This is a genomic window from Simplicispira lacusdiani (genome assembly GCF_003604195.1).
GTDB classification, from domain to species: domain Bacteria; phylum Pseudomonadota; class Gammaproteobacteria; order Burkholderiales; family Burkholderiaceae_C; genus Simplicispira; species Simplicispira lacusdiani.
The window spans coordinates 46,923-70,918 of the sequence record NZ_QXGR01000002.1 but is presented as its reverse complement, the minus strand read 5'-3'; the positions used below and the strand labels follow the sequence as shown (position 1 = coordinate 70,918).

Annotated in this window: 18 protein-coding genes; 16 read left to right on the top strand and 2 right to left on the bottom strand. The window is 60.2% G+C overall.

The window, feature by feature from the left end:
• Window position 1: 1 nt before the first annotated feature.
• Window positions 2-2,404, bottom strand: a complete 2,403-nt coding sequence (locus tag D8S75_RS02910) for a penicillin-binding protein 1A (protein WP_119964453.1) — start codon at window positions 2,402-2,404, stop codon at window positions 2-4.
• A 268-nt stretch (window positions 2,405-2,672) separates the two neighbouring features.
• On the opposite strand from D8S75_RS02910, the gene D8S75_RS02905 reads away from it, so the two are divergent.
• From D8S75_RS02905 to D8S75_RS02860, 10 genes are all read left to right on the top strand, one after another.
• On the top strand, window positions 2,673-3,752 hold the full coding sequence (locus D8S75_RS02905) for a pilus assembly protein PilM (RefSeq protein WP_119964756.1): 1,080 nt from the start codon (window positions 2,673-2,675) through the stop codon (window positions 3,750-3,752).
• On the top strand, window positions 3,749-4,354 hold the full coding sequence (locus D8S75_RS02900) for a PilN domain-containing protein (RefSeq protein WP_119964452.1): 606 nt from the start codon (window positions 3,749-3,751) through the stop codon (window positions 4,352-4,354). The genes D8S75_RS02905 and D8S75_RS02900 overlap by 4 nt, the downstream gene beginning before the upstream one ends.
• A 3-nt stretch (window positions 4,355-4,357) precedes the next feature.
• Window positions 4,358-5,032, top strand: a complete 675-nt coding sequence (locus tag D8S75_RS02895) for a type IV pilus inner membrane component PilO (RefSeq protein WP_119964451.1) — start codon at window positions 4,358-4,360, stop codon at window positions 5,030-5,032.
• Window positions 5,029-5,574, top strand: coding sequence for a pilus assembly protein PilP (locus D8S75_RS02890; RefSeq protein WP_119964450.1), 546 nt, complete (start codon window positions 5,029-5,031; stop codon window positions 5,572-5,574). Before D8S75_RS02895 ends, D8S75_RS02890 begins: the two co-directional genes overlap by 4 nt.
• Window positions 5,571-7,712, top strand: a complete 2,142-nt coding sequence (locus D8S75_RS02885; protein WP_119964449.1) for a type IV pilus secretin PilQ — start codon at window positions 5,571-5,573, stop codon at window positions 7,710-7,712. Before D8S75_RS02890 ends, D8S75_RS02885 begins: the two co-directional genes overlap by 4 nt.
• A 25-nt stretch (window positions 7,713-7,737) precedes the next feature.
• Window positions 7,738-9,177 (top strand): Ig domain-containing protein, encoded by a 1,440-nt coding sequence (locus tag D8S75_RS02880; protein WP_119964448.1) that lies wholly within the window; start codon window positions 7,738-7,740, stop codon window positions 9,175-9,177.
• Between the two features lie 538 nt (window positions 9,178-9,715).
• Window positions 9,716-10,813: a 3-dehydroquinate synthase gene (gene aroB, locus D8S75_RS02875; protein ID WP_119964447.1), complete on the top strand. Its 1,098-nt coding sequence runs from the start codon at window positions 9,716-9,718 to the stop codon at window positions 10,811-10,813.
• Window positions 10,814-10,871: 58 nt separating this feature from the next.
• Complete coding sequence (locus D8S75_RS02870) at window positions 10,872-12,044, top strand: deoxyguanosinetriphosphate triphosphohydrolase (RefSeq protein WP_119964755.1); 1,173 nt, start codon at window positions 10,872-10,874, stop codon at window positions 12,042-12,044.
• A gap of 123 nt (window positions 12,045-12,167) precedes the next feature.
• Window positions 12,168-12,755: a DUF1415 domain-containing protein gene (locus D8S75_RS02865; protein ID WP_119964446.1), complete on the top strand. Its 588-nt coding sequence runs from the start codon at window positions 12,168-12,170 to the stop codon at window positions 12,753-12,755.
• Entirely contained in the window at window positions 12,752-13,663 is a 912-nt protein-coding gene (locus D8S75_RS02860) for a class I SAM-dependent methyltransferase (protein ID WP_119964445.1), read from the top strand. The genes D8S75_RS02865 and D8S75_RS02860 overlap by 4 nt, the downstream gene beginning before the upstream one ends.
• A 3-nt stretch (window positions 13,664-13,666) precedes the next feature.
• On the opposite strand, the gene D8S75_RS02855 is transcribed toward D8S75_RS02860, so the two are convergent.
• Window positions 13,667-13,993 (bottom strand): BON domain-containing protein, encoded by a 327-nt coding sequence (locus D8S75_RS02855; protein WP_157982583.1) that lies wholly within the window; start codon window positions 13,991-13,993, stop codon window positions 13,667-13,669.
• Between the two features lie 189 nt (window positions 13,994-14,182).
• On the opposite strand from D8S75_RS02855, the gene D8S75_RS02850 reads away from it, so the two are divergent.
• The 6 genes from D8S75_RS02850 (at window position 14,183) to D8S75_RS02825 (ending at window position 23,952) form a co-directional block, all read left to right on the top strand.
• Complete coding sequence (locus tag D8S75_RS02850) at window positions 14,183-14,884, top strand: REP-associated tyrosine transposase (RefSeq protein WP_119964443.1); 702 nt, start codon at window positions 14,183-14,185, stop codon at window positions 14,882-14,884.
• A gap of 179 nt (window positions 14,885-15,063) precedes the next feature.
• Window positions 15,064-19,797 carry a glutamate synthase-related protein gene (locus tag D8S75_RS02845; RefSeq protein WP_119964442.1) on the top strand — a complete coding sequence of 1,578 codons (4,734 nt, stop codon included), beginning with the start codon at window positions 15,064-15,066 and terminating at the stop codon, window positions 19,795-19,797.
• A 40-nt stretch (window positions 19,798-19,837) separates the two neighbouring features.
• Window positions 19,838-21,316, top strand: coding sequence for a glutamate synthase subunit beta (locus tag D8S75_RS02840; RefSeq protein ID WP_119964441.1), 1,479 nt, complete (start codon window positions 19,838-19,840; stop codon window positions 21,314-21,316).
• A gap of 252 nt (window positions 21,317-21,568) precedes the next feature.
• The gene (locus D8S75_RS02835) at window positions 21,569-22,363 is read left to right on the top strand and encodes an amino acid ABC transporter substrate-binding protein (RefSeq protein ID WP_119964440.1); all 795 of its coding nucleotides are present in this window, start codon (window positions 21,569-21,571) and stop codon (window positions 22,361-22,363) included.
• Between the two features lie 172 nt (window positions 22,364-22,535).
• Window positions 22,536-23,189 (top strand): amino acid ABC transporter permease, encoded by a 654-nt coding sequence (locus tag D8S75_RS02830; protein WP_119964439.1) that lies wholly within the window; start codon window positions 22,536-22,538, stop codon window positions 23,187-23,189.
• On the top strand, window positions 23,170-23,952 hold the full coding sequence (locus D8S75_RS02825) for an amino acid ABC transporter ATP-binding protein (RefSeq protein ID WP_119964438.1): 783 nt from the start codon (window positions 23,170-23,172) through the stop codon (window positions 23,950-23,952). Before D8S75_RS02830 ends, D8S75_RS02825 begins: the two co-directional genes overlap by 20 nt.
• Window positions 23,953-23,996: the final 44 nt, after the last annotated feature.

Here is a 23,996-nt window from a genome sequence, read left to right as displayed (position 1 = left end):
TTCAGTTCCGGAACAGGTCCAGGATGCGGTTGCGCTCCTCGGGGGGCGGGGCATTGGGCGCGGGGCCTGGTGCCTGCGCCGTGGCGCCCTGGCCGTCCAGGCCCAGGCTTGCCACGCCCGCGTTGCGGGCATATTCCTCGTAGAACCATTCGCCGCTGACGTTGACCACTCCCGCCGGGACGGTCGGCTCCATCACGGGTACGCCCTTGAGGGCCTGTTCCATGAAGCTGATCCAGACCGGCAGGCTCAGGCCGCCGCCGGTTTCACGGCTGCCCAGGTTGCGCGGCGTGTCGTAGCCAATCCAGGTCACGGCCGCGATGGTGGGCTGGAAGCCGGCGAACCAGGCATCCCAGGCGTCGTTGGTCGTGCCGGTCTTGCCGTACAGGTCCGGACGCTTGAGCGTGGCCTGTGCGCGGGCGGCCGTGCCCGAGCGCGTGATTTCCTGCAACAGGCTGTTCATGACGAAGGCATTGCGCGCATCGATGACGCGCTCGTGGTTTTCCGTGGGCGTGGGTTGTATCTCGGTGAGAACCCGCCCCTTCTGGTCGGTCACGCGCGTGATCAGCCAGGGATTGACACGGTAGCCGCCATTGGCGAACACCGAATAGCCCACCGCCAACTGGATGGGGGTGACCGATCCGGCGCCCAGCGCCATGGTGAGATAGGCGGGATGCTTTTCCGCCTCGAAGCCGAATTTGGTGGCCCATTCCTGGCCATTGCGGGGCCCCACGGCCTGCAGGACGCGGATCGATACCATGTTCTTGGACTTGGCGAGCGCCGAGCGCATGGTCATCGGACCGTCGAACTTGCCGTCGTAGTTCTTGGGTTCCCATGGTTTGCCGCCGGTGACGCCAGCATCGAAGAAGAGCGGCCCGTCGTTGATCACCGTGGCGGGCGTGAAGCCTTTTTCCAGGGCGGCTGAATAGATGAAGGGCTTGAAGCTCGAACCAGGCTGGCGCCAGGCTTGGGTCGCGTGGTTGAACTTGTTCTTGTCGAAGTCGAAGCCGCCCACCAGCGCCTTGATGGCGCCGCTGCGCGGGTCGATGGCCACGAAGGCGCCTTCCACTTCCGGCAACTGGGTGGCTTCCCAGCCATTCTTCGTGGTCTTGGCGACGCGGATCACGGCGCCCCGGCGGATCTTGATGTTCGGCGGCGCCTTGTCGCTCAGTCCCGACTGCACGGGCTTGAGGCCATCGCCCGTGATCTCGATGGTGTCGCCGCTGGGGCGCATGGCGACGATCTTGCGCGCCGAGGCTTCGAGCACCATGGCGGAGAGCACATCGCCGTTGTCAGGGTGGTCGGCAAGGATGTCGTCGATGGCTTCTTCCAGTTCCTGCGGCTTGGTGGGCAGCGTGACGAATTTCTCCGGCCCCCGGTAGTGCTGGCGGCGCTCGTAGTCCATGATGCCGCGGCGCAGGGCGCGGTAGGCGGCCTCCTGCTCACCGGCATTGAGCGTGGTGTAGACGTTCAGTCCCCGGGTGTAGGCCTCGTTGCCATACTGGGCGAAGATCAGCTGGCGGGCCATTTCCGCCACGTATTCGGCATGGATGCGGGTGTTGTCGCTTCCCGAGCGGATCTTGAGTTGTTCCTTGCGCGCGGTCTCGGCTTGCTCGGTGGTGATGAACCGGTTCTCCTCCATCCGGTCGATGATGTGGAGCTGGCGGGCGCGTGCGCGCTTGGGGTTGCTGATCGGGTTATAGGCCGATGGAGCCTTGGGGAGCCCCGCAAGCATGGCGGCCTCTGCGATCGATACCGATTTAAGCGGCTTGCCAAAATAGACTTCGGAGGCTGCGGCAAAACCGTAAGCGCGATTTCCGAGAAAAATCTGATTCATGTAGATTTCAAGAATCTGGTCCTTCGTCAGAAAGTGTTCGAGCTTGAATGTCAGTAATATTTCGTAAATTTTGCGAGTGAATGTCTTCTCGGAGGAGAGATAAACATTCCGGGCCACCTGCATGGTGATGGTGGATGCGCCTTGGCTTTTCATGCGTCCCAGATTGGCCAGGCCAGCGCGCAGCATGCCCTTGTAGTCGACGCCGCCGTGCTGGAAGAAGCGCGTGTCTTCAATGGCCAGCACGGCATCCTTCATCACCTTGGGAATGTCTGCAATCGGTGTCAGATTGCGCCGCTCTTCTCCAAATTCACCGAGCAGCGCGCCTTCCGCGGAATAGACCCGCAGAGGAAGCTTGGGGCGGTAGTCGGCCAGATCAGAGATGTCGGGCAGGTTCGGGTAGGCCATGGCCAGGGCCACGGCAATGACCAATGCCAGCGCGAGCGCGCCAGCCGCGGCAAGGCCCAGCATCCAGGCCATGATGCGCAAGAGCCAGCGCAGCCACGTGGGGCGCGGTGGCGAGGAGTGTCGGGAGGCGGCGTTGGGGGGCTTCTGCGAGGCGGGGGGCGGCATATCGCTCCGAATTGAAATGGCCCGCCATTATAAAAAATGGGATTGGGCCTTATTGGGCGGTTCGGAAAATCAAACTGAAACAGACTATGCTGCGCTTGGGGCGCTTAGATCGCTCTCTTCGAGATGCAGGCGGGAGCGTCTGCTTTTGGCAACGGTTGAGAAGAGATGATCCAGGAAAACTCTTTGCCGGAGAACTAGCTTACTGATAGCATTCATGTGAAATGTTAAGTTTTGTTGTGTCAGGTTGACAATTTTCAGGGGGACTATCTTGATCTCTGCGGGATCCTTGTTCAGTCGCCAGTCCGCGCCGCTGCTGGGCATCGACATCAGTTCCTCCAGTGTCAAGCTGGTGGAGCTAGGGCGCGACAAGGCGGGTAGCCTGGTGCTCGAGCGTTGTGCGATCGAGCCGCTGGAGCGTGGCTGGATCATGGATGGCAACATCGAGAAATTTGATGAGGTCGCCGAGGCTCTGCGCCGTTTGGTGAAGAAGAGTGGCACCCGCACGAAGAATGTCGCGCTGGCGCTGCCGCCATCCGCCGTGATCACCAAGAAGATCACTCTGCCTGCTGGCATGACCGACCAGGAGTTGGAAGTGCAGGTGGAGTCCGAGGCCAACCAGTACATCCCGTTCTCGCTCGATGAGGTGAGCCTAGATTTTTGTGTCATCGGGCCAAGCAAGAATTCCCCCGGCGACGTGGAGGTGCTGATTGCGGCCTCGCGCAAGGAGAAGGTGCAGGACCGCCAGGGGTTGGCAGAGGCTGCTGGGCTCAAGGCGGCCATCGTGGATATCGAGTCGCACGCTTCCCGGCTGGCTGCCAGTCGCTTGATCGAGGCCTTGCCCAGCAAGGGTGTGGACACCATGGTGGCGCTTTTCGAGGTGGGTGCATTGACCACCAGCATGCAGGTCATCCGGAATGATGAAGTGCTGTACGACCGGGACCAGGCTTTCGGTGGCGCGCAGTTGACCCAGCTCATCGTGCGGCAGTATGGGTTTTCGGCCGAGGAGGCCGAAAGCAAGAAGCGCAATGGCGATCTTCCAGACGATTATTCATCGACAGTCCTGCGTCCTTTTGTAGAAAGTCTCTCCCAGGAGATTGGCCGAGCGCTGCAGTTCTTCTTCACGAGTACCCCGCATAACCGGGTGGATCACATCATGCTGGCCGGGGGCTCGGCGCCATTGCAAGGTTTGACGGATGCTGTGACCCAACACACCGGCTTTCCCTGCAGCGTGCTCAATCCATTTGATGGCATGGAGATCGGAAGTTCAGTCCGCATGAAAAAGATGGTCCGAGAGGCGCCGTCCTACCTCACTTCGTGCGGACTTGCGATGCGGAGGTTCCTGCAGTGATTCTCATCAACCTTCTCCCGCACCGCGAGGCCGCGCGCAAGCGCCGGCGCGAAACATTCCAAGCAACCATGCTGGCATCTGCCTTGGTGGGGTTGTTGATTGCTGGCGCCATCTATTGGTGGTTCCAGATGATGATCGAGGGGCAGCAGGGGCGGAATGCTTTCTTGCAAGGTGAAATCAAAGTGCTGGAGAGTCAGATCAAGGAAATCGCGACAATTGAAGAGGAAATTGCTGCACTGCGAGCACGCCAAAAGGCGGTGGAAGATCTGCAGTCGGATCGCAATCTTCCTGTCCACTTGTTGTCTGAGCTGGTACAGCAGCTACCGGATGGTGTCTATATCACCTCATTGAAGCAGACCAACCAAACGGTGGTTATGCAGGGCATGGCTCAGTCCAACGAGCGGGTGTCGGAAATGCTCCGGAATCTGTCCAACAACACGCCTTGGCTTTCCAAGCCTGAACTTGTTGAAATCGTTGCCAACAATATTACGCTGACTCAGCGTGACCAGCGTAGGGTTTCTGCTTTCAATTTGCGTTTCCAACTGGTGCGCTCCAGTGAGGTGCAGAAGGCCAAGGACGCCGCGAGCGTGGCGGGGAAGTAGGCAATGGCAAAGAAACAAGCCCCCAAAATCGATGCCGCTGTATTGCTGGAGAAGTTGCAGCGCCAGTTCAGGAACCTTGATACCAAGGACCCTTCTCTCTGGCCACCGCTGCCACGTTATTTGCTGTGCATTTTTATTGCCGTTGGCGTGGCCGTTGCGTTATGGTTCGTGAAGCTCACGGATTACGAGGCCGAGTTGCAAGCTGAACGCTCTAAGGAATTGGCACTGCGTGATGATTACAAGAAGAAATTGCTCAAAGCAGTTAGTCTTGATCTCTTGAAGAAGCAGCGCGAGCAAATTCAGCAGTATGTGATCCAGCTTGAAAAGCAACTGCCCAGCAAGGCGGAAATGGCAGCACTGCTTTCCGATATTAATCAGGCTGGATTGGGTCGCAGCTTGCAGTTTGAGCTGTTCCGCCCGGGGCAAATTGTTGTACGAGAGTACTACGCCGAATTGCCTATCGCGGTTCGTGTCACGGGAAAATACCACGATATGGGGTCGTTTGCAGCTGATATTGCCCATCTCTCGCGTATCGTCACGCTGAATGATATTGCGGTTTCCACTAAGGATAAGACGGGCAGTTCTCTGACGATGGATGCGACAGCGCGGACATTTCGCTATCTGGATACTGAGGAAGTTCAAGCACAGCGTAAGGCAACTTCAGGAGCCAAGAAATGAAAGCCCTGCAGATTGCATTGATAGCAGTATTTACTGCAACACTAATGGGGTGTGGCGCCCCAGGCGAGGATGAGTTGCGTCAATGGATGGCATCTGAGCGTGCGCAGGCCAAGCCCAATATCACGCCGATCGCGGAACCCAAGCAGTTCAATCCTCAGCCATATGGTGCTGACTCGGGTATGGAGCCCTTCAATCCGCTCAAGTTGACGCAGGCTTTGCGGCGAGAGTCAGCACAAATGGCGTCCAATGCAGCGTTGATCGCACCCGAGATGGCGCGCCGCAAGGAGCCGTTGGAAGCATATCCATTGGATGCAATGGCTATGGTAGGTAGTTTGAACAAAACCGGGAAGCCCACAGCATTGTTGAAAGTGGACAAACTTTTGTATCAAGTGCAGATTGGCAACTATTTAGGGCCGAACTACGGGCGAATCACTGCCATAACGGAAACTGCTATCCAGCTGCGTGAAATTGTCCAAGATGCCACGGGTGATTGGATTGAGCGCGCTACTTCGCTGGAGTTGCAGGAGGAGGCTAAGAAATGAAGCAAAAGAATATTTCGATTATCAAGATATTCCATCGTGTGGCGGTTGTTGCGGTTACAACATTTGTCACTCATATGGCATGGGCTGAGATCGCTATCGAGGGCGTGAGCAGCACTCTGCAAGCAGGTGTGGAAGTGGTGAGGATCGAGTTATCCGAACCCTTGGCGACTGTGCCTACAGGTTTTTCCACCCAGTCTCCAGCACGGATTGCGCTCGATTTCCCGGGAGCAACCAATGCCATGGGGCGCTCGCTCGTGGAGATCAACCAAGGCAATCTCAAATCAGCCAATGTTGTCCAGGCTGCAGGACGTTCGCGTGTGGTGCTCAATCTGAAGCAGGCGACGTCGTATCGGGCGGAGATTCAAGGAAAGGCACTGTTGGTGCAGTTGGAGCCCGTCGCGACGGTCGCTGCGACGCAGCCTCCACAGACAACGGTATTTGCTGAAAGTGGTAATACCGGTATTTTGCCTCTGAAGGATGTTGATTTTCGCCGCGGGCCTGATGGTTCTGGCCGAGTGGTCGTGGGGCTTGCTAGCAGCGAGGTTGGTGTTGATTTGCGTCAGCAGGGTAAGGGTCTGACGGTGGAGTTCATCCGTACTTCTCTGCCCGAGGGGCTTCGCCGAAGGCTCGATGTCGCGGATTTCGGTACACCTGTGCAATTGGTGACCACGACACAGCAAGGGGATCGTGTTCGCATGGTGATTGAACCCGTGGGGGAATGGGAGCACAGTGCCTATCAGAGCGACAATCAATTCGTGATCGAAGTTCGCCAGAAAAAAATTGATCTGAGCAAGCTGACGCAAGGACCTGGCTACAGCGGTGAGAAGCTCTCACTGAACTTTCAGAACATCGAAGTGCGTTCACTACTCCAGGTGATTGCTGATTTCACGAATTTCAATATCGTGACCTCTGATACTGTAACGGGCGCGCTGACATTGCGGCTGAAGGATGTACCCTGGGATCAGGCGCTGCAGATCATCATGGATGCCAAAGGTTTGGGGATGCGCAAGTCAGGGAGCGTGCTCTGGATTGCACCCAAGGACGAGATTGATGATCGCACCAAGAAGGATTACGAAGCTGCATTGGCGATTCAGAAACTGGAGCCTCTTCGGACGCAGGCTTTTCAGATGAATTACGCAAAGGCGGTAGATATGGTAATTCAGTTGACAACTACAAGTCAGGGTAATAATACGAGTGGTATCAATAACAGATTTTTATCTGAGCGCGGGAGTGCTATTGCTGAGCCGCGGACAAATCAACTTTTTGTGACTGATACGCCGAGTAAGCTTGAAGAGGTGCGTCAGTTGCTGGCGACATTGGATGTCGCTGTCCGTCAAGTGATGATCGAGGCCCGTATTGTGGAAGCGACAGATACATTTGGCCGCTCCTTGGGAGTTCGTTTGGGGGGGACCGATCTTCGGGCGAACCGAGGAGGGGATGGTGGTTATGCTCTTGGTGGCGGTAATCGCGTCGCAATCGGTTCTAGTTATAGCAATGTAGTATCGAGCACTGGAGCTGGTGGAGTGACAAATACTCTGGGTAGCTTTGTTAATTTACCGGCTCAGCCGCTTGGAGGCTATGATCCAACTAGTTTTGCGATTTCTATCTTCAATTCTGCTGCGAATAGATTTCTGAATTTGGAAATATCTGCGCTTGAGGCTGATGGCAAGGGAAAGGTTGTTTCAAGCCCGCGTGTGGTAACGGCGGATCAAACGAAGGCGTCTATTGAGCAAGGAACCGAATATCCGTACCCTGTAACGGCTCCAAATGGGGGGACTATTATTGCCTTTAAGAAGGCGGTTCTCCGTTTGGAGGTTCTTCCGCAAATTACGCCGGAAGGTAATATTATTCTTGACTTGGATGTGAATAAAGATAGCCCAGGCGAGTTGTTGCTTAATGTTCGAGCAATTAATACTAAGAGGGTCAAGACGCAGGTGCTGGTTGAAAATGGAGGCACGGTTGTAATTGGTGGGATCTTTGAAATGGAGGAAACGGATTCCGAGACAAAGGTTCCTTTCCTCGGGGATGTGCCAGTGGTTGGCAATCTTTTCAAAACTCGGAATAATGAAAATAAGAAGCGCGAGATGCTGATTTTTATTACTCCAAAGGTGATTACGGATCGCGTATCCGTTCGCTAACAATTCAACTGTGATAGGAAGAAAAATGCGGAAACTATTTAGATTTCTGGCGCTGTCAGTTGTGACGGCAATGGCGGCTTGTGGTGGTGGAGGAGGAAGTCCAGGCGATACAAATCTGCCCTATAAAATTACTGTTCGGGTGGACAAAAATCAGCTGCCAATCAATCTTCAAGGAGAAGGTGCAAGTATTGGAGCGTATGCAAGATATACGACTACGCTTTATGTAGAGGCGCGAGAGGGAGATGCCCCTATTCAGGGAGGAGAGGATATCTTTGCGTGCGCCATTGTTCAGGGACTTGACTCTGGATCACTGTACTATCTTGATGGTGATGAAGATCACGAGGATGATGACGGCAATGCCTTGGCATATCGATCGATCGTACTGGATGCCAATTCGGGATCAGCATCTTTCCACTTCCATGCTGGAAGCAAAGCTGGAACAGCACGGATTACTTGCTCGGTAACAAATCCCGTTGATAAGCAAGTATCGAGTGCGAGCGTTGATGTCGTTGTTGGTGCGCAAACGGGTCAGCCTGCCAACGTGATTGCCTCGGCTCAAGCACCTGGGTACCTTGGTTCAAGGGATAATACGCAAAATATCCGGAATAATGTGGCAATCAGCGCATTGATCATGGATGATGCAAATCAGCCGATTCCGGCGCCAGTGGCGGCTAATTTGCAAGTGAGCATTCGGCCATTTGGTGCCTCTGCAGGGGCGCGTTTGCTGGCTGGCAGTCAGTCTGGTAGCTTGATTCAAGTGAAAACCATTGGGGGAGAAGGTCAATTCTCCTTGTCCAGTGGGCCGAGTGCAGGGGTGATCCTGCTTGAGTTGACGACCGACCGCCAAGACAACAATGTTAGTAATGGTATTCAAGACGCTGTGACTCAGTTGATGGCCGTCAGTGTGCACAAAGCCTTGGCTTCCGAGCCGCTTGCCATCACTGATTCGGAAATCACTGTCACGGTGGGGTTGCCTTTCTCGTATGCGCTGACTGCACAAGGGGGCGTGCCTCCGTACCTGTGGTCGAGTGATGCGTTGCCTAGTGGACTGACCCTGAGTTCTGATGGGGTTATCAGCGGCACGCCTATGGCGAAAAAGGGTACATACAAGGTTGTCGTGACCGTAACCGACGAAACTGGCGCATCATTGAACAAGAACCTGACGATCAAGGTTGAAGGTGAGCTTGCAATTGATGGCTGCAGCAGCGATGTCAGTGCCCCCTGTGTGTTGCCTGCGGCGACTGTGGGGCAGGGCTATTCCTATACTCTGTCCCTCTCTATTGGCGATCCTACGATTCCTGTCGTCTGGACGGTTACCGGTACGTTGCCGCCAGGACTCACTTTGGCGGCCGATGGGACGATCTCTGGTACGCCACTCGCGCCCCCTGGAACCTATACTTTTGTTGTGACAGCCAAGCGAGGCAGCTTGACAGTGAGCCGTCAAGTCAGGATTGTTGTTAGCTGATCTGGAGCTAACCGACTACGCAAAAGCGGGTTGGTCAGGCCCTGTGAGGGGGCCGAGCTCTGACCTGATGTAAGCGATGTCAGCCCCTTGGATGAACTCCAAGGGGCTGTTTTTTTGCTTCATCACTCGATTCGTGTCCCTGGGAAATGGGCTAAAGTCGTCATCTAGCTTGATGACGTTTAGCAATGCTCGTGCTCAAGGTAGGCACTTTGATCCGTCCATCCTAGTTGAGGCAAATCTATTGCGGTTAGCAGTAGTGTGTGTGGGTCCCACTAGAACATTCACATTTTGGGCGACTTCACTGATGCTTCAAAAATGGTTGCATGATTTTGTGGTATTTCTTGTGGAGCGGGTGTCAGGTTCTTAATGGCGAGCTTATCGATTGCCAGAATGCTTGATAGGAAATCAAGGCGCAGAATTAGTAGATGTTTAAGAAGTAATTCAAGTTAATTTCTTGCTAAAACTTTGATTTAAAGCGATGGGGTTTTTGGGGTGCTATGGGCGGTATTAATATATGTATTCTCTTTCAGGTGGCTGTATGCAACAGCAATCCATTAAGATTGATCTGAGTGACCGTAGCTATGCAATAGAGATTGGCACAGATCTTCTAGGCAATGTTGCGAATGTATCGGACCTTCCCAAAGCGTCGAGTGCATTGATTATTACCAATGACACTGTGGCGCCGTTGTATGCGGATTGCTTAAGAAAGGCATTGAAAAATAGCTATCAGCAGATCGAATGTTTGGTTTTGCCGGATGGCGAAGAGCATAAGAACTGGCAAACACTCAACAAGATTTTTGACGCACTACTGCAAAATCAATGCGACCGCAAAACAGTGCTGTTTGCACTAGGTGGCGGCGTCATTGGCGATATGACGGGTTTTGCTGCAGCGTGTTATATGCGCGGGGTGCCATTCGTTCAGGTTCCCACAACCTTGCTGGCGCAAGTGGATTCATCGGTGGGGGGCAAGACGGCCATCAACCATCCAATGGGCAAGAACATGATCGGCGCGTTCTACCAGCCGCAACTGGTGGTCTGCGATCTAGCCACGCTGGATACGTTGCCGGCAAGAGAGTTGTCCGCTGGCCTTGCAGAAGTCATCAAATATGGGCCCATTGCCGATATGGCCTTCATGGAGTGGCTGGAATCCTCCATGGATGCCTTGTTGGCGCGTGACCGAACGGCCTTGGCATATGCCGTGCGGCGTTGCTGTGAAATCAAGGCATGGGTAGTAGGGCAGGACGAGCGTGAGTCCGGCTTGCGCGCCATTTTGAACTTTGGTCATACCTTTGGTCATGCGATCGAGGCAGGTATGGGCTATGGCGCCTGGCTGCATGGCGAAGGGGTAGGGGCCGGGATGGTCATGGCGGCAGAGTTGTCGCAGCGTCTGGGGCTTGTGGATGCTGGATTTGTCGCGCGCCTGCGGGCCTTGGTTCAGCGGGCCGGTTTGCCGCTCAATGGACCGGTGCTTGATGTGGTGGACAATGCGGGCCGTTATCTCCAGCTCATGCGTGTTGACAAAAAGGCTGAAGCAGGGGAAATCCGGTTCGTCGTGATCGACGGACCTGGGCGTGCTGTCGTGCGTGCCGCGCCGGATGCCTTGGTGCGGGAAGTGATTGATGCATGCTGCAGTTGATGCGCGATTAGATTGATAGCAGTAGACGCCGTGCTGTCGGGTGCCCAAGGCCTTATTGATGCATGAGAATCAGTTGTTGCCCAGTGCCTGCCATCCTGCGTCTACACGTGGCCGCAGGTACGCAGAAGAGCCCGCGCCCACGCGCTCCGAATACCAGCGTGATCGTGATCGGATCGTGCATTCCACGGCCTTTCGCAGGCTGGTCTACAAGACGCAGGTCTTCCTTAACCATGAAGGGGACTTGTTTCGCACCCGCCTGACGCATTCGCTGGAGGTGGCGCAGCTCGGGCGCTCCATCGCGCGTACGCTCGGTCTCAACGAAGATCTGGTCGAAGCAATTTCCTTGGCGCACGATCTGGGCCATACGCCCTTCGGCCATGCGGGGCAGGACGCGTTGCATGCTTGCATGTCAGGCCATGGGGGGTTCGAGCACAACCTCCAAAGTCTGCGCGTGGTGGATTCACTCGAACTGCGCTATCCCCAGTACGACGGGCTCAACCTGACTTTCGAGACGCGGGAGGGCATTCTCAAGCATTGCTCGCGCGCCCATGCCCAGGCGCTGGAGCTGGGAGAGCCTGGAGGTGTGGGGCAGCGTTTTCTGTTGCGCCAGCAGCCGAGCCTGGAGGCGCAGCTATGCAATCTGGCGGATGAAATCGCCTACAACGCGCATGACATCGATGATGGTGTTCGGTCGGGACTCATCACGCTGGAGCAACTGCGCGAGGTGCCGCTGTTCGATCGCTATCGGGCCCAGGCGCAGGCTGAGTTTCCTGGGTTGGGCGCTCCCTCGGGGCAGCGGCGACTGCTTTACGATGCCATTCGGCGCATGCTGAGCGCCCAGGTCTATGATGTGATCGAAGCCACCAATCTGGCGCTGGCCCGGGCAATGCCAGCCAGCGTAGAGGATGTGCGCCAACTTCCGCCGTTGGTGGTATTTGGCGACGTGATGCGCGAGCAATCGCAGGCTCTTAAGCGTTTCCTTTTTCATAACCTCTACCGCCATGCCAGGGTGACGCAGACAACAGATCAGGCGCGTCGGGTAGTGCGCGACCTGTTTGAGCTTTACCTGTCGAGCCCGCGAGAAATGAAGCCAGCGTATGCGGAGCGCAATCTGGCGGCGGCAGACCGCAGTGCTGCAGCACGCGTCGTGGCAGATTTCATTGCTGGCATGACAGATCGCTATGCGATGCGGGAGCACGAGCGTTTGACAGGCCAGCGACTGTTGGGTTGAGCTAAGCGCCGGGTAGCGGCGCAACGCGCGCGCATGAGGCCATGGGCACCGTCGCCGCTAGAATCCTGCACCTTTGCCCGCTGCGTCGTGCGCATCCATCCCCGAGCCATTTATGAGAACAGCATGCCAGACACCGATGTAGTAATCCAAGACACCGTGCGCTGGTTGGAGCGTGCCGTGATCGGCTTGAATCTGTGCCCGTTTGCCAAGGGCGTGCATGCCAAGGGGCAGATTCATTATGTGGTGAGCGAGGCCGCTGACAGCGATGTGCTGCTGCAGGAGCTGGAGCGTGAATTGACCGATCTGGTGGGCAGTTTGCCTGAAGAGCGGGACACCACGCTGTTCATACTCCCTGGCTGCATGGAAGACTTTCTGGATTTCAATGATTTCCTTGCCTCAGTGGATGGGTTGCTGGATTCGCTGGAACTGAGCGGGATCTTGCAGGTGGCATCGTTTCATCCGCGTTTCCAGTTCGCCGGAACAGAAGCGGACGATGTGACCAACTGCACCAACCAGGCGCCATACCCAACGCTGCACTTGCTGCGCGAAACCAGCATCGATCGGGCGGTGGAGGCGTTCCCGGAGGCCGAAAGCATTTACGAGCGCAACATGCAAATATTGCAGGGGATGGGCATGGCTGGCTGGCGGGCATTGGATGTGGGTGCGCATGGCAAGATGGAGCGCGACGAAACCGTGCGGAGTGAGCCATGAAGCACCCGGGGGCCAAAAAACGGGGTGAGGCTGTGCCGCAGGCCATGGAGGGTCTAGAGCTGCGCCCTGGGCAGTCGATCGAGCTGCTCAAGGAACTTCACATCCTGACGCGCGAAGGACGGTTGAACCAGGACTCGCGTCGCAAGCTCAAGCAGGTCTACCACCTTTTCCGGTTCATCGAACCCCTGTTGCAGGAGTTGTCCGTCGATGCACATGCGCCCACGCTCGCCGACCACGGTGCCGGCAAGTCCTACCTGGGCTTCATTCTGTACGACCTCTATTTCAAGGCACTGGGCCGGGGCCATATTTATGGCATAGAAACCCGGCCCGACCTCGTCGAGAAATCCCGCGCACTGGCCGTGCGCCTGGGATTCGAGCGCATGTCCTTCCTGAACCTGTCGGTCGCGGAGTCCACGGACGCACGTGAAATGCCCGCATCCGTGGATGTGGTGACCGCGCTGCATGCCTGCGACACGGCCACGGACGATGCCATTGCCTTTGGCCTGCAGAAGAAAGCCCGGGCAATGGTCATCGTGCCTTGCTGTCAGGCCGAGGTGGCCGCCTGTCTGCGCCAAGGCAAGGCACTGCAACTGGCGCGCACGCCACTGGCAGAGCTATGGCGCCACCCGCTCCATACGCGCGAACTGGGCAGCCAGATCACCAACGTGCTGCGCTGCCTGCACCTGGAGGCCAGTGGCTACCAGGTCACGGTGACGGAACTGGTCGGTTGGGAGCACAGCATGAAGAACGAACTCATCGTCGCGCGTTACACGGGGCACAGGAAGCGCAGCGCTGCGGAGCGGCTGCAGGCCATCCTGAAAGAGTTCGGCTTGGAGTTGGCACTGGCAAGTCGTTTCGGCCTGGAGCCAGTCGCCGCCAGCGCGCAGCATCCTGCGGGCGGGTCTTGATTTTTAGCGAATGGTCAGAAGATTGCTCACCTGCCGCACGCCAGGCGTGCGGAGCGCGACTTCCTGTGCCAATGCGCGTTCTTCGCTGTTGCGGGCTTCGCCCAGCAGTTCGGCGGTCCCGTTCCTGAAGTTCACTGTAACGGTCTTGCGCAGCGTGATGCGCTCATCCACCAGGATCATGGCTCTGACGCGGGCCGCGGTGTCGGCATCCATGGCGGCCGCGCGATGGTGCTGGTGGTTGGTGGTCGCGTAGGTGCCGTTCGTCGTGCAAGCGGCAAGGCTCGCTGCGGCAAGCAGCGTGGCCAGGGAGGCGAGGCGCAGGTTGTTCATGGGAATCTTCTCTGTGCGGTGAAAAGACGGAAGGCTTGGTGCCCGAGGGTTGATTGTGGAGGATAAACGACTATCACTGGAATCGGTACGCCTGCCCGCAATAAATCGCAGCCAGCCTCGGCGCTGGCATATAACAAGGGCATACGCGCCAACACACGCTGGCGCCATTTTTGTTTTTTCACGCGAACCATGGCCCGCCTTCCCCGCCTGACCTTGCCCGGCTATCCACACCACGTCATCCAGCGCGGCAACAACCGCCAGCCGATCTTCGCCGATCCGCAGGATTTCGAGACCATGCTGGATTTTCTGGGGGATGCCGCGCAGAAGTTCGGTGTGGCCGTGCATGCCTACGTGCTCATGGACAACCACTTCCATCTGCTGGTCACGCCCGCCGGGAGCGATGCTCTCCCTGGCATGATGCAGGCGGTGGGGCGCAGCTATGTACGCTACTTCAACCAGCGCCATGGCCGCACGGGCACCCTGTGGGAGGGGAGATACCGGTCCACGCTGATCCAGGCGGAAAGCCATCTCCTGGCCTGCATGGCCTATATCGACCTGAATCCGGTGCGTGCCGGTCTGGTGGCGCGGGCGGCGGACTGGCCCTGGTCCAGCCATGCGCACTACCTGGGTTTGCGCAACGATCGTCTTGTCACCCCCCATGCGCTTTTCTGGGCCATGGGCAATACGCCTTTCGCGCGCGAAGCCGCCTATGCGGAGCTGGTGCAGCGGGGCGTGCCGGCGGAGGAGCAGGGCCGCCTGACTGACGCCGCTCTTCGCGGCTGGGCCCTGGGCGAGCCCGCGTTTTTGGAGGCGTTGCAAAAAAAAATAGAGCGGCGCGTCTCGCGGGCCAAGGCCGGTCGGCCTGCTTCCACCCCTAAGAACAGCGGCTGATTCCCTGGAAATTGTTTTTAAACAACGGCTAAATGCTATCAAATTTGATGTGTCCCCAATTAAATTTTTTATTCTTTTTGTGGCAAAAAATTAGTCTCTGACCCCAATTATTTTACTTGCCTGTTCATGTTGCAATGCACTAACCTAGCAGTCCCTGCGAAATGAATGAGGAAAGTGCCATGACCACGGCCGCCGAGATAGAGCATCTGAAGCAACACGGTTTGTATTCGACCGCCAACGAACATGACGCCTGCGGGCTGGGTTTCGTGGCGCACATCAAGGGCGTGAAGCGGCACGACATCGTGACGCAGGCGCTTAAGATCCTGGAGAACATCGACCACCGCGGCGCCGTCGGTGCCGACAAGCTGATGGGCGACGGCGCGGGCATCCTGATTCAGATTCCCGATGCCCTGTACCGTGAAGAGATGGCGAAGCAGGGCGTGACGCTGCCGCCCGCGGGCGAATACGGCGTGGGCATGATCTTCCTGCCCAAGGAACACGCTTCGCGCCTGGCCTGCGAGCAGGAGATGGAGCGCGCCATCAAGACCGAGGGCCAGGTGCTGCTGGGCTGGCGCGACGTGCCGGTGAACCGCGACATGCCCATGTCGCCCACCGTGCGCGCCAAGGAGCCCATCCTGCGCCAGGTGTTCATCGGCCGTGGCAACGACGTGATCGTGCAGGACGCGCTGGAACGCAAGCTCTACGTGATCCGCAAGACGGCCAGCGCCGCCATCCAGAACCTCAAGCTCAAGCACAGCAAGGAATACTACGTTCCCAGCATGAGCAGCCGCACCGTGGTCTACAAGGGCCTGCTGCTGGCCGACCAAGTGGGCACCTATTACCTCGATCTGCAGGACGAGCGCTGCGTCTCGGCCGTGGGCCTGGTGCACCAGCGCTTCTCCACCAACACCTTCCCCGAGTGGCCGCTGGCCCACCCCTACCGCTACGTGGCGCACAACGGTGAGATCAACACCGTCAAGGGCAACTACAACTGGATGAAGGCACGCGAGGGCGTGATGTCCTCGCCCGTGCTCGCGGCCGACCTGCAGAAGCTCTACCCCATCAGCTTCGCCGACCAGTCCGACACCGCCACGTTCGACAACTGCCTCGAACTGCTGACCATGGCCGGCTACCCCATCAGCCAGGCCGTGATGATGATGATCCCCGAGCCCTGGGAACAGCACACCACCATGGACCCGCGCCGCCGCGCGTTCTATGAATACCACGCCGCCATGCTGGAGCCCTGGGACGGCCCGGCCTCCATCGTGTTCACCGACGGCCGCCAGATCGGCGCCACGCTGGACCGCAACGGCCTGCGCCCCTCGCGCTACTGCATCACCGACGATGACCTGGTCATCATGGGCTCCGAGTCGGGCGTGCTGCCCGTGCCCGAGAACAAGATCGTGCGCAAGTGGCGCCTGCAGCCCGGCAAGATGTTCCTGATCGACCTGGAGCAGGGCCGCCTGATCGAGGACGACGAGCTCAAGGCCAACATCGTCAACACCAAGCCCTACAAGCAGTGGATCGAGAACCTGCGCATCAAGCTCGACAGCATCGAGACGGGTGAGGCCGCCGCCACGCCCGCCGCTGCCAGCCTGCCGCTGCTCGACCGCCAGCAGGCCTTCGGTTACACGCAGGAAGACATCAAGTTCCTGATGGCGCCCATGGCGCGCAACGGCGAGGAAGGCATCGGCTCCATGGGCAACGACAGCCCGCTGGCCGTGCTCTCGGGCCGCAACAAGCCGCTGTACAACTACTTCAAGCAGTTGTTCGCCCAGGTGACCAACCCGCCGATCGACCCGATCCGCGAGGCCATCGTGATGTCGCTCAACAGCTTCATCGGCCCCAAGCCGAACCTGCTGGACATCAACCAGGTCAACCCGCCCATGCGCCTGGAGGTGAGCCAGCCCGTGCTCGACTTCGACGACATGGCCAAGCTGCGCGACATCGCCCGCCACACGCAGGGCAAGTTCCACAGCGCCACCATCGACATCACCTACCCGCTGGCCTGGGGCCGCGAGGGTGTTGAGGCCAAGCTGGCTTCGCTGTGCGCGCAGGCCGTGGACGCCATCAAGGGCGGCTCCAACATCCTCATCATCAGCGACCGTGGCGTGAGCGCCACGCAGGTGGCCATCCCCGCGCTGCTCGCTCTGTCGGCCATCCACCAGCACCTGGTGCGCGAGGGCCTGCGCACCACGGCCGGCCTGGTGGTGGAAACCGGCACCGCGCGCGAAGTGCACCACTTCGCCGTGCTCGCGGGCTACGGCGCCGAGGCCGTGCATCCCTACCTGGCCATGGAAACCCTGGCCGACATGCACAAGGACCTGGCCGGCGACCTCTCGGCCGACAAGGCCATCTACAACTACGTCAAGGCCATCGGCAAGGGCTTGTCGAAGATCATGTCCAAGATGGGCGTGAGCACCTACATGAGCTACTGCGGTGCACAGTTGTTCGAGGCCATCGGCCTGAACACCGACACCGTGGGCAAGTACTTCACGGGCACCGCCAGCCGCGTGGAAGGCATCGGCGTGTTCGAAATCGCCGAGGAAGCCATCCGCATGCACAAGGCGGCCTTTGGCGACGACCCGGTGCTGGCCACCATGCTCGACACGGGCGGTGAATACGCCTGGCGCGCGCGCGGCGAAGAGCACATGTGGACGCCCGACACCATTGCCAAGCTGCAGCACGCCACACGCGCCAACAACTGGAGCACCTACAAGGAATACGCCCAGCTGGTCAACGACCAGAGCAAGCGCCACATGACGCTGCGCGGTCTGTTCGAGTTCAAGTTCGATCCCGCCAAGGCCATCCCCGTGGAAGAGGTCGAGCCCGCCAAGGACATCGTCAAGCGCTTCGCCACCGGCGCCATGTCGCTCGGCTCCATCTCCACCGAGGCCCATGCCACGCTGGCCGTGGCCATGAACCGCATCGGCGGCAAGAGCAACACCGGTGAGGGCGGCGAAGACCAGCGCCGCTACCGCAACGAGCTCAAGGGCATCCCGATCAAGCAGGGCGACAGCCTCAAGAGCGTGATCGGCGAGGAGAACGTCGAGGTCGATCTGCCGCTGGCCGATGGCGACTCCCTGCGCTCCAAGATCAAGCAGGTGGCCTCGGGCCGCTTCGGTGTCACCGCCGAATACCTGTCCAGCGCCGACCAGATCCAGATCAAGATGGCCCAGGGCGCCAAGCCCGGCGAAGGCGGCCAGCTGCCCGGCGGCAAGGTCTCGAACTACATCGGCAAGCTGCGCCACAGCGTGCCTGGCGTGGGCCTGATCTCGCCCCCGCCGCACCACGACATCTACTCCATCGAGGACCTGGCGCAGCTCATCCATGACCTGAAGAACGTCGCGCCGCACGCCGACATCTCGGTCAAGCTCGTGTCCGAAGTGGGCGTGGGCACCATCGCGGCCGGCGTGGCCAAGTGCAAGAGCGACCACGTCGTGATCGCCGGCCATGACGGCGGCACGGGCGCCTCGCCCTGGTCCTCCATCAAGCATGCCGGCGGCCCCTGGGAAATCGGCCTGGCCGAGACCCAGCAGACCCTGGTGCTCAACCGCCTGCGCGGCCGTATCCGCGTGCAGGCCGACGGCCAGATGAAGACCGGCCGCGACGTCGCCATCGGCGCGCTGCTGGGCGCCGACGAGTTCGGCTTCGCCACGGCGCCGCTGGTCGTCGAGGGCTGCATCATGATGCGCAAGTGCCACCTGAACACCTGCCCGGTGGGCGTGGCCACGCAGGACCCGGTGCTGCGCCAGAAGTTCTCGGGCAAGCCCGAGCACGTGGTGAACTACTTCTTCTTCGTCGCCGAGGAAGTGCGCCAGATCATGGCCCAGTTGGGTATCCGCAAGTTCGACGAGCTGATTGGCCGCACCGACCTGCTCGACATGCGCCAGGGCCTGGAGCACTGGAAGGCCCGTGGCCTGGACTTCGGCCGCCTGTTCGCCCAGCCCAATGTCCCCGCCGATGTGCCGCGCTTCCATGTGGATGTGCAGGACCACAACATCGAGAACACGCTGGACCGCAAGCTCATCGAGCGCTCGCGTCCCGCCATCGAGAAGGGCGAGCGCGTGCAGTTCATCGAGGTGGCGCGCAACGTCAACCGCTCGGTCGGCGCCATGCTGTCCGGCGCGGTCACCCGCGTGCACCCCGACGGCCTGCCCGACGACACCATCCGCATCCAGCTCGAAGGCACGGGCGGCCAGTCGTTCGGCGCGTTCCTGACCAACGGCATCACGCTGTACCTGATCGGCGACGCCAACGACTACACCGGCAAGGGCCTCTCGGGCGGCCGCGTGGTGGTGCGTCCCAGCCTGGACTTCCGGGGCGAGGCCGTGCGCAACACCATCGTGGGCAACACCGTGATGTACGGCGCCACCAGCGGCGAGGCCTATTTCAGCGGCGTGGCTGGCGAGCGCTTCGCCGTGCGCCTGTCGGGCGCCACGGCGGTGGTGGAAGGCACGGGCGACCATGGCTGTGAATACATGACCGGCGGCACCGTGGTCGTGCTCGGCAAGACCGGCCGCAACTTCGCCGCCGGCATGAGCGGCGGCGTGGCCTATGTCTACGACGAGGACGGCCAGTTCGATTCGCGCTGCAACCTGTCGATGGTCACGCTCGAACGCATCCTGCCGAGCGACGAGCAGATGACGACCATGCCGCGCGCCACCTGGCACCGCGACCAGACCGACGAGGCCCAGCTCAAGAAGCTGCTGGAAGACCACAACCGCTGGACCGGCAGCAAGCGCGCGCGCGAGCTGCTGGACAACTGGGCCGCGTCGCGCAGCAAGTTCGTGAAGGTGTTCCCGACCGAATACAAGCGTGCCCTGTCTGAAATGTATGAACGAAAAGTGCTTGAAGAGGCCGCCACGCCTGCGGTGGCAGCTCCTGAAAAAGTAGCGGCGGCGGCCAAGTAAGGCCCCGCACGTAAAGCACAGCATCCACGAGGAAACAGACATGGGAAAGACCACAGGCTTCATGGAATACGGGCGCATCGAAGAGGGCTACAAAAGCGTGCCCGAGCGCCTGAAGAACTACCGCGAATTCGTCATCGGCCTCGATGACGCGCAGGCCCGCGTGCAGGCCGCGCGCTGCATGGACTGCGGCACGCCGTTCTGCAACAACGGCTGCCCGGTGAACAACATCATTCCGGACTTCAACGATCTTGTGTACCAGAGCGACTGGAAGAGCGCGTTCGCCGTGCTGGACTCGACGAACAACTTCCCCGAGTTCACCGGCCGCATCTGCCCCGCGCCCTGCGAGGCCGCCTGCGTGCTCAACGTGAACAACGACGCCGTCGGCATCAAGAGCATCGAGCACGCCATCATCGACCGCGCCTGGGAGCACGGCTGGGTGCAGCCGCGCCTGCCCCAGCGCAAGACCGGCAAGAAGGTGGCCGTGGTCGGCGCCGGCCCGGCGGGCCTGGCGGCCGCGCAGCAACTCGCGCGCGCTGGCCACGATGTGACGCTGTTCGAGAAGAACGACCGTGTCGGCGGCCTGCTGCGCTACGGCATCCCCGACTTCAAGATGGAGAAGACGCACATCGACCGCCGCGTCAAGCAGCTGGAGGCCGAAGGCGTGGTCATCCGCACCGGCGTGTTCGTGGGCGCTGAAAAGGACGGCCTGGGCAAGGGTTCCAAGGTGACCAACTGGTCCAAGGAGACCATCACGCCCGCGCAGCTGCAGGCCCAATTCGACGCCGTGCTGCTGACCGGCGGCGCCGAGCAGAGCCGCGACCTGCCCGTGCCCGGCCGCGACCTCGACGGCATCCACTTCGCCATGGAGTTCCTGCCGCAGCAGAACAAGGTCAACGCCGGCGACAAGCTCAAGGGCCAGATCCGCGCCGACGGCAAGCATGTCATCGTCATCGGCGGTGGCGACACCGGCTCCGACTGCGTGGGCACCAGCAACCGCCATGGCGCCGCCAGCGTGACCCAGTTCGAGGTCATGCCCATGCCGCCCGAGGTCGAGAACCGCCCGCTGACCTGGCCCTACTGGCCGCTCAAGCTGCGCACCAGCTCCAGCCACGAGGAAGGCTGCGTGCGCGAATTCGCCATCTCCACCAAGGAGTTCACGGGCGAAAAGGGCAAGGTCAAGGGCCTGACCACGGTGCAGGTGGAGTTCAAGGACGGCAAGCTGGTCGAGATCCCCGGCACCGAGAAGCACTACCAGGCCGACCTGGTGCTGCTGGCCATGGGCTTCACGGCACCCGTGGCCGCCGTGCTCGACGCCTTTGGCATCGAGAAGGATGCACGCGGCAACGCCCGTGCAACGACCGACTTCACCGGCGGCTACGCCACCAGCGTGCCCAAGGTGTTCGCCGCGGGCGACATGCGCCGGGGCCAGTCGCTGGTCGTCTGGGCGATCCGCGAGGGCCGGCAGGCCGCGCGCGCGGTGGATGAGTTCCTGATGGGTTCGAGCGAACTGCCGCGCTGATATTTCGGCCCGGTCCAAGAGAACGGCGCCCTTGGGCGCCGTTTTTTATGCTCTGTATTTAATAGCTGCCAGCGCTTGATGGATGGGCTCTGGAGGCGGATTTTGCTTGAAATAGAAGGCCTGGCGCTCGGCCGGAAAGCGCGGATGGTGGACAATGCAGGGTTTTCCCGGAGGGAGCGCCGCGCCGCCGCCACGAGCAGGCGGCGGGTTCCGTCCGGTTCCTCCCCTGTCTTTATCGAGAGCCACTACACCATGAAGAAGATCGCCGCTGTCGCGCTGCTGGCCCTGGGCGCCGCGCTGGTTGGATGCAGCAAGAACGAAAACGCACAACCTGCCGCCGCGCCCGCGCCGGCCGCCGTGGCCAAGATCGTCGTCGGCCTGGACGACAACTTCCCGCCCATGGGCTTTCGCGACGACAAGAACGAACTCGTTGGCTTCGACATCGACATGGCGAAGGAAGCGGCCAAGCGCCTGGGCGTGGAAGTGGAATTCAAGCCTATCGACTGGAGTGCCAAGGAAGCCGAACTGTCGGGCAAGCGCGTGGACGCGCTGTGGAACGGCCTGACCATCACCGAAGAGCGCAAGCAGAACATCGCCTTCACCGCGCCCTACATGGAAAACCACCAGATCATCGTGGTGCCCGCCAACTCCGCCATCAAGACCAAGGCCGATCTGGCCGGCAAGGTGGTCGGCGCCCAGGAAGGCAGCAGCGCTGTGGACGCCGTGAAGAAGGACGACGCCGTCTTCAAGTCGTTCAAGGAATTCAAGACCTTCGGCGACAACGTGACCGCCCTGATGGACCTCTCCACCGGCCGCCTCGAAGCCGTGGTGGTGGACGAGGTGGTGGGCCGCTACTACGTGGCCAAGAAGCCGGACCAGTACGCCGTGCTGCAGGACCACTTCGGCACCGAAGACTATGGCGTGGGTGTGCGCAAGGAAGACAGCGCGCTGCAGGGCCAGCTGGACAAGGTCCTGGCCGACATGAAGGCGGACGGCGCTGCCGCGAAAATTGCCGAGCAGTGGTTTGGCAAGAACATCATTAAATAAAGTGCAACCCCCTGAGGCGCTGCGCGCCTTCCCCCCTTCTCTCGAATTGCTACGCAATTCGGGAAGGGGGACACCGCCAGCGCGGCGGGGCGGCCCTTGCGCGGCGGTCGCTGGTTGGGGGCGCGCCCGTTGAGACGGCAGCAGGCTGTACAAAACTCTGAACCGTTGCGCTATGGACTACGTTCTCTCCCTCCTGGGGCCGTTGGCGCAGGGCGCCACCGTCACCCTCAAGCTGTTCGTCATCACGCTGGCGCTGGCGGTGCCGCTGGGCCTGGTGCTGGCGCTGGCGCGGGTGTCGCACTGGAAGGCGCTGTCGGCAGCGGTCAACGGCTACATCTGGCTCATGCGCGGCACGCCGCTGATGCTGCAGATGCTGTTCATCTACTTCGCGCTGCCCTTCGTGCCGGTGGTGGGCGTGCGTCTGCCGGACTTTCCGGCCGCTGTAGTGGCGTTCGCGCTGAACTACGCGGCCTACTTCGCCGAGATCTTCCGCGCCGGCATCCAGTCGGTGGACCGGGGCCAGTACGAGGCCGCCAAGGTGCTGGGCATGAGCTATGGCCAGACCATGCGCCGCATCGTGCTGCCGCAGATGGTGCGCAGCATCCTGCCGCCCATGAGCAACGAGACCATCACCCTGGTGAAGGACACCTCGCTCATCTACGTGCTGGCGCTCAACGATCTGCTGCGCGCCGCGCGCGGCATCGTGCAGCGCGACTTCACGACCACGCCCTTCATCGTCGCGGCGGCCTTCTACCTGCTCATGACCCTGTTGCTCACCTGGGGCTTCCAGCGCCTGGAGAAACGCTATGCCAGATACGACCAGTGATGCCGCGCTGATGATCGAGGCGCGCGACGTGCGCAAGCGCTTCGGCCCCAACGAGGTGCTGCGCGGCGTGTCGCTGCAAGTCCGCAAGGGCGAGGTGGTGGCGGTGATCGGCCCCTCGGGCTCGGGTAAGAGCACCTTCCTGCGCTGCCTGAACCATCTGGAAACCATCGACAGCGGCCACATCGCCATCGAGGGCGAAACCTTGGCCACGACCGACGCGCAGGGCCGCTGCGCCTACGTACCCGATGCCGAGGTGCGCCGCATCGGCGCCAAGACGGGCATGGTGTTCCAGCACTTCAACCTGTTCCCGCACCTCACGGTGCTGGAAAACCTCATCGAGGCGCCCCTGGTGGTGCAGGGCCTGGCGCGCGACGCGGCCATCGCCCGCGCCGAGGCGCTGCTGGCCAAGGTGGGCCTGCTGCCGAAGCGCGACAACTACCCGGCGCGCCTGTCGGGCGGGCAGAAGCAGCGCGTGGCCATCGCGCGGGCGCTGTGCATGCAGCCCGACATCATGCTGTTCGACGAGCCCACCTCGGCGCTCGATCCCGAACTCACTGGCGAGGTGCTGCGCACCATGCGCGAGCTGGCCGACGAGCACATGACCATGCTGGTGGTCACGCACGAGATGGGCTTCGCGCGCGAGGTGGCCCACACCGTGGCCTTCATGGACCAGGGCGAACTCATCGCCGCGCGGCCGGCGGCGGAGTTCTTTGCCGACCCAGGGCACGAGCGGGCGCGGGCGTTCCTGGAACACATGCTGTGATTCCAAGATGAATCGGGCTTTTGCGCTCTACAAATAAGCGCTAT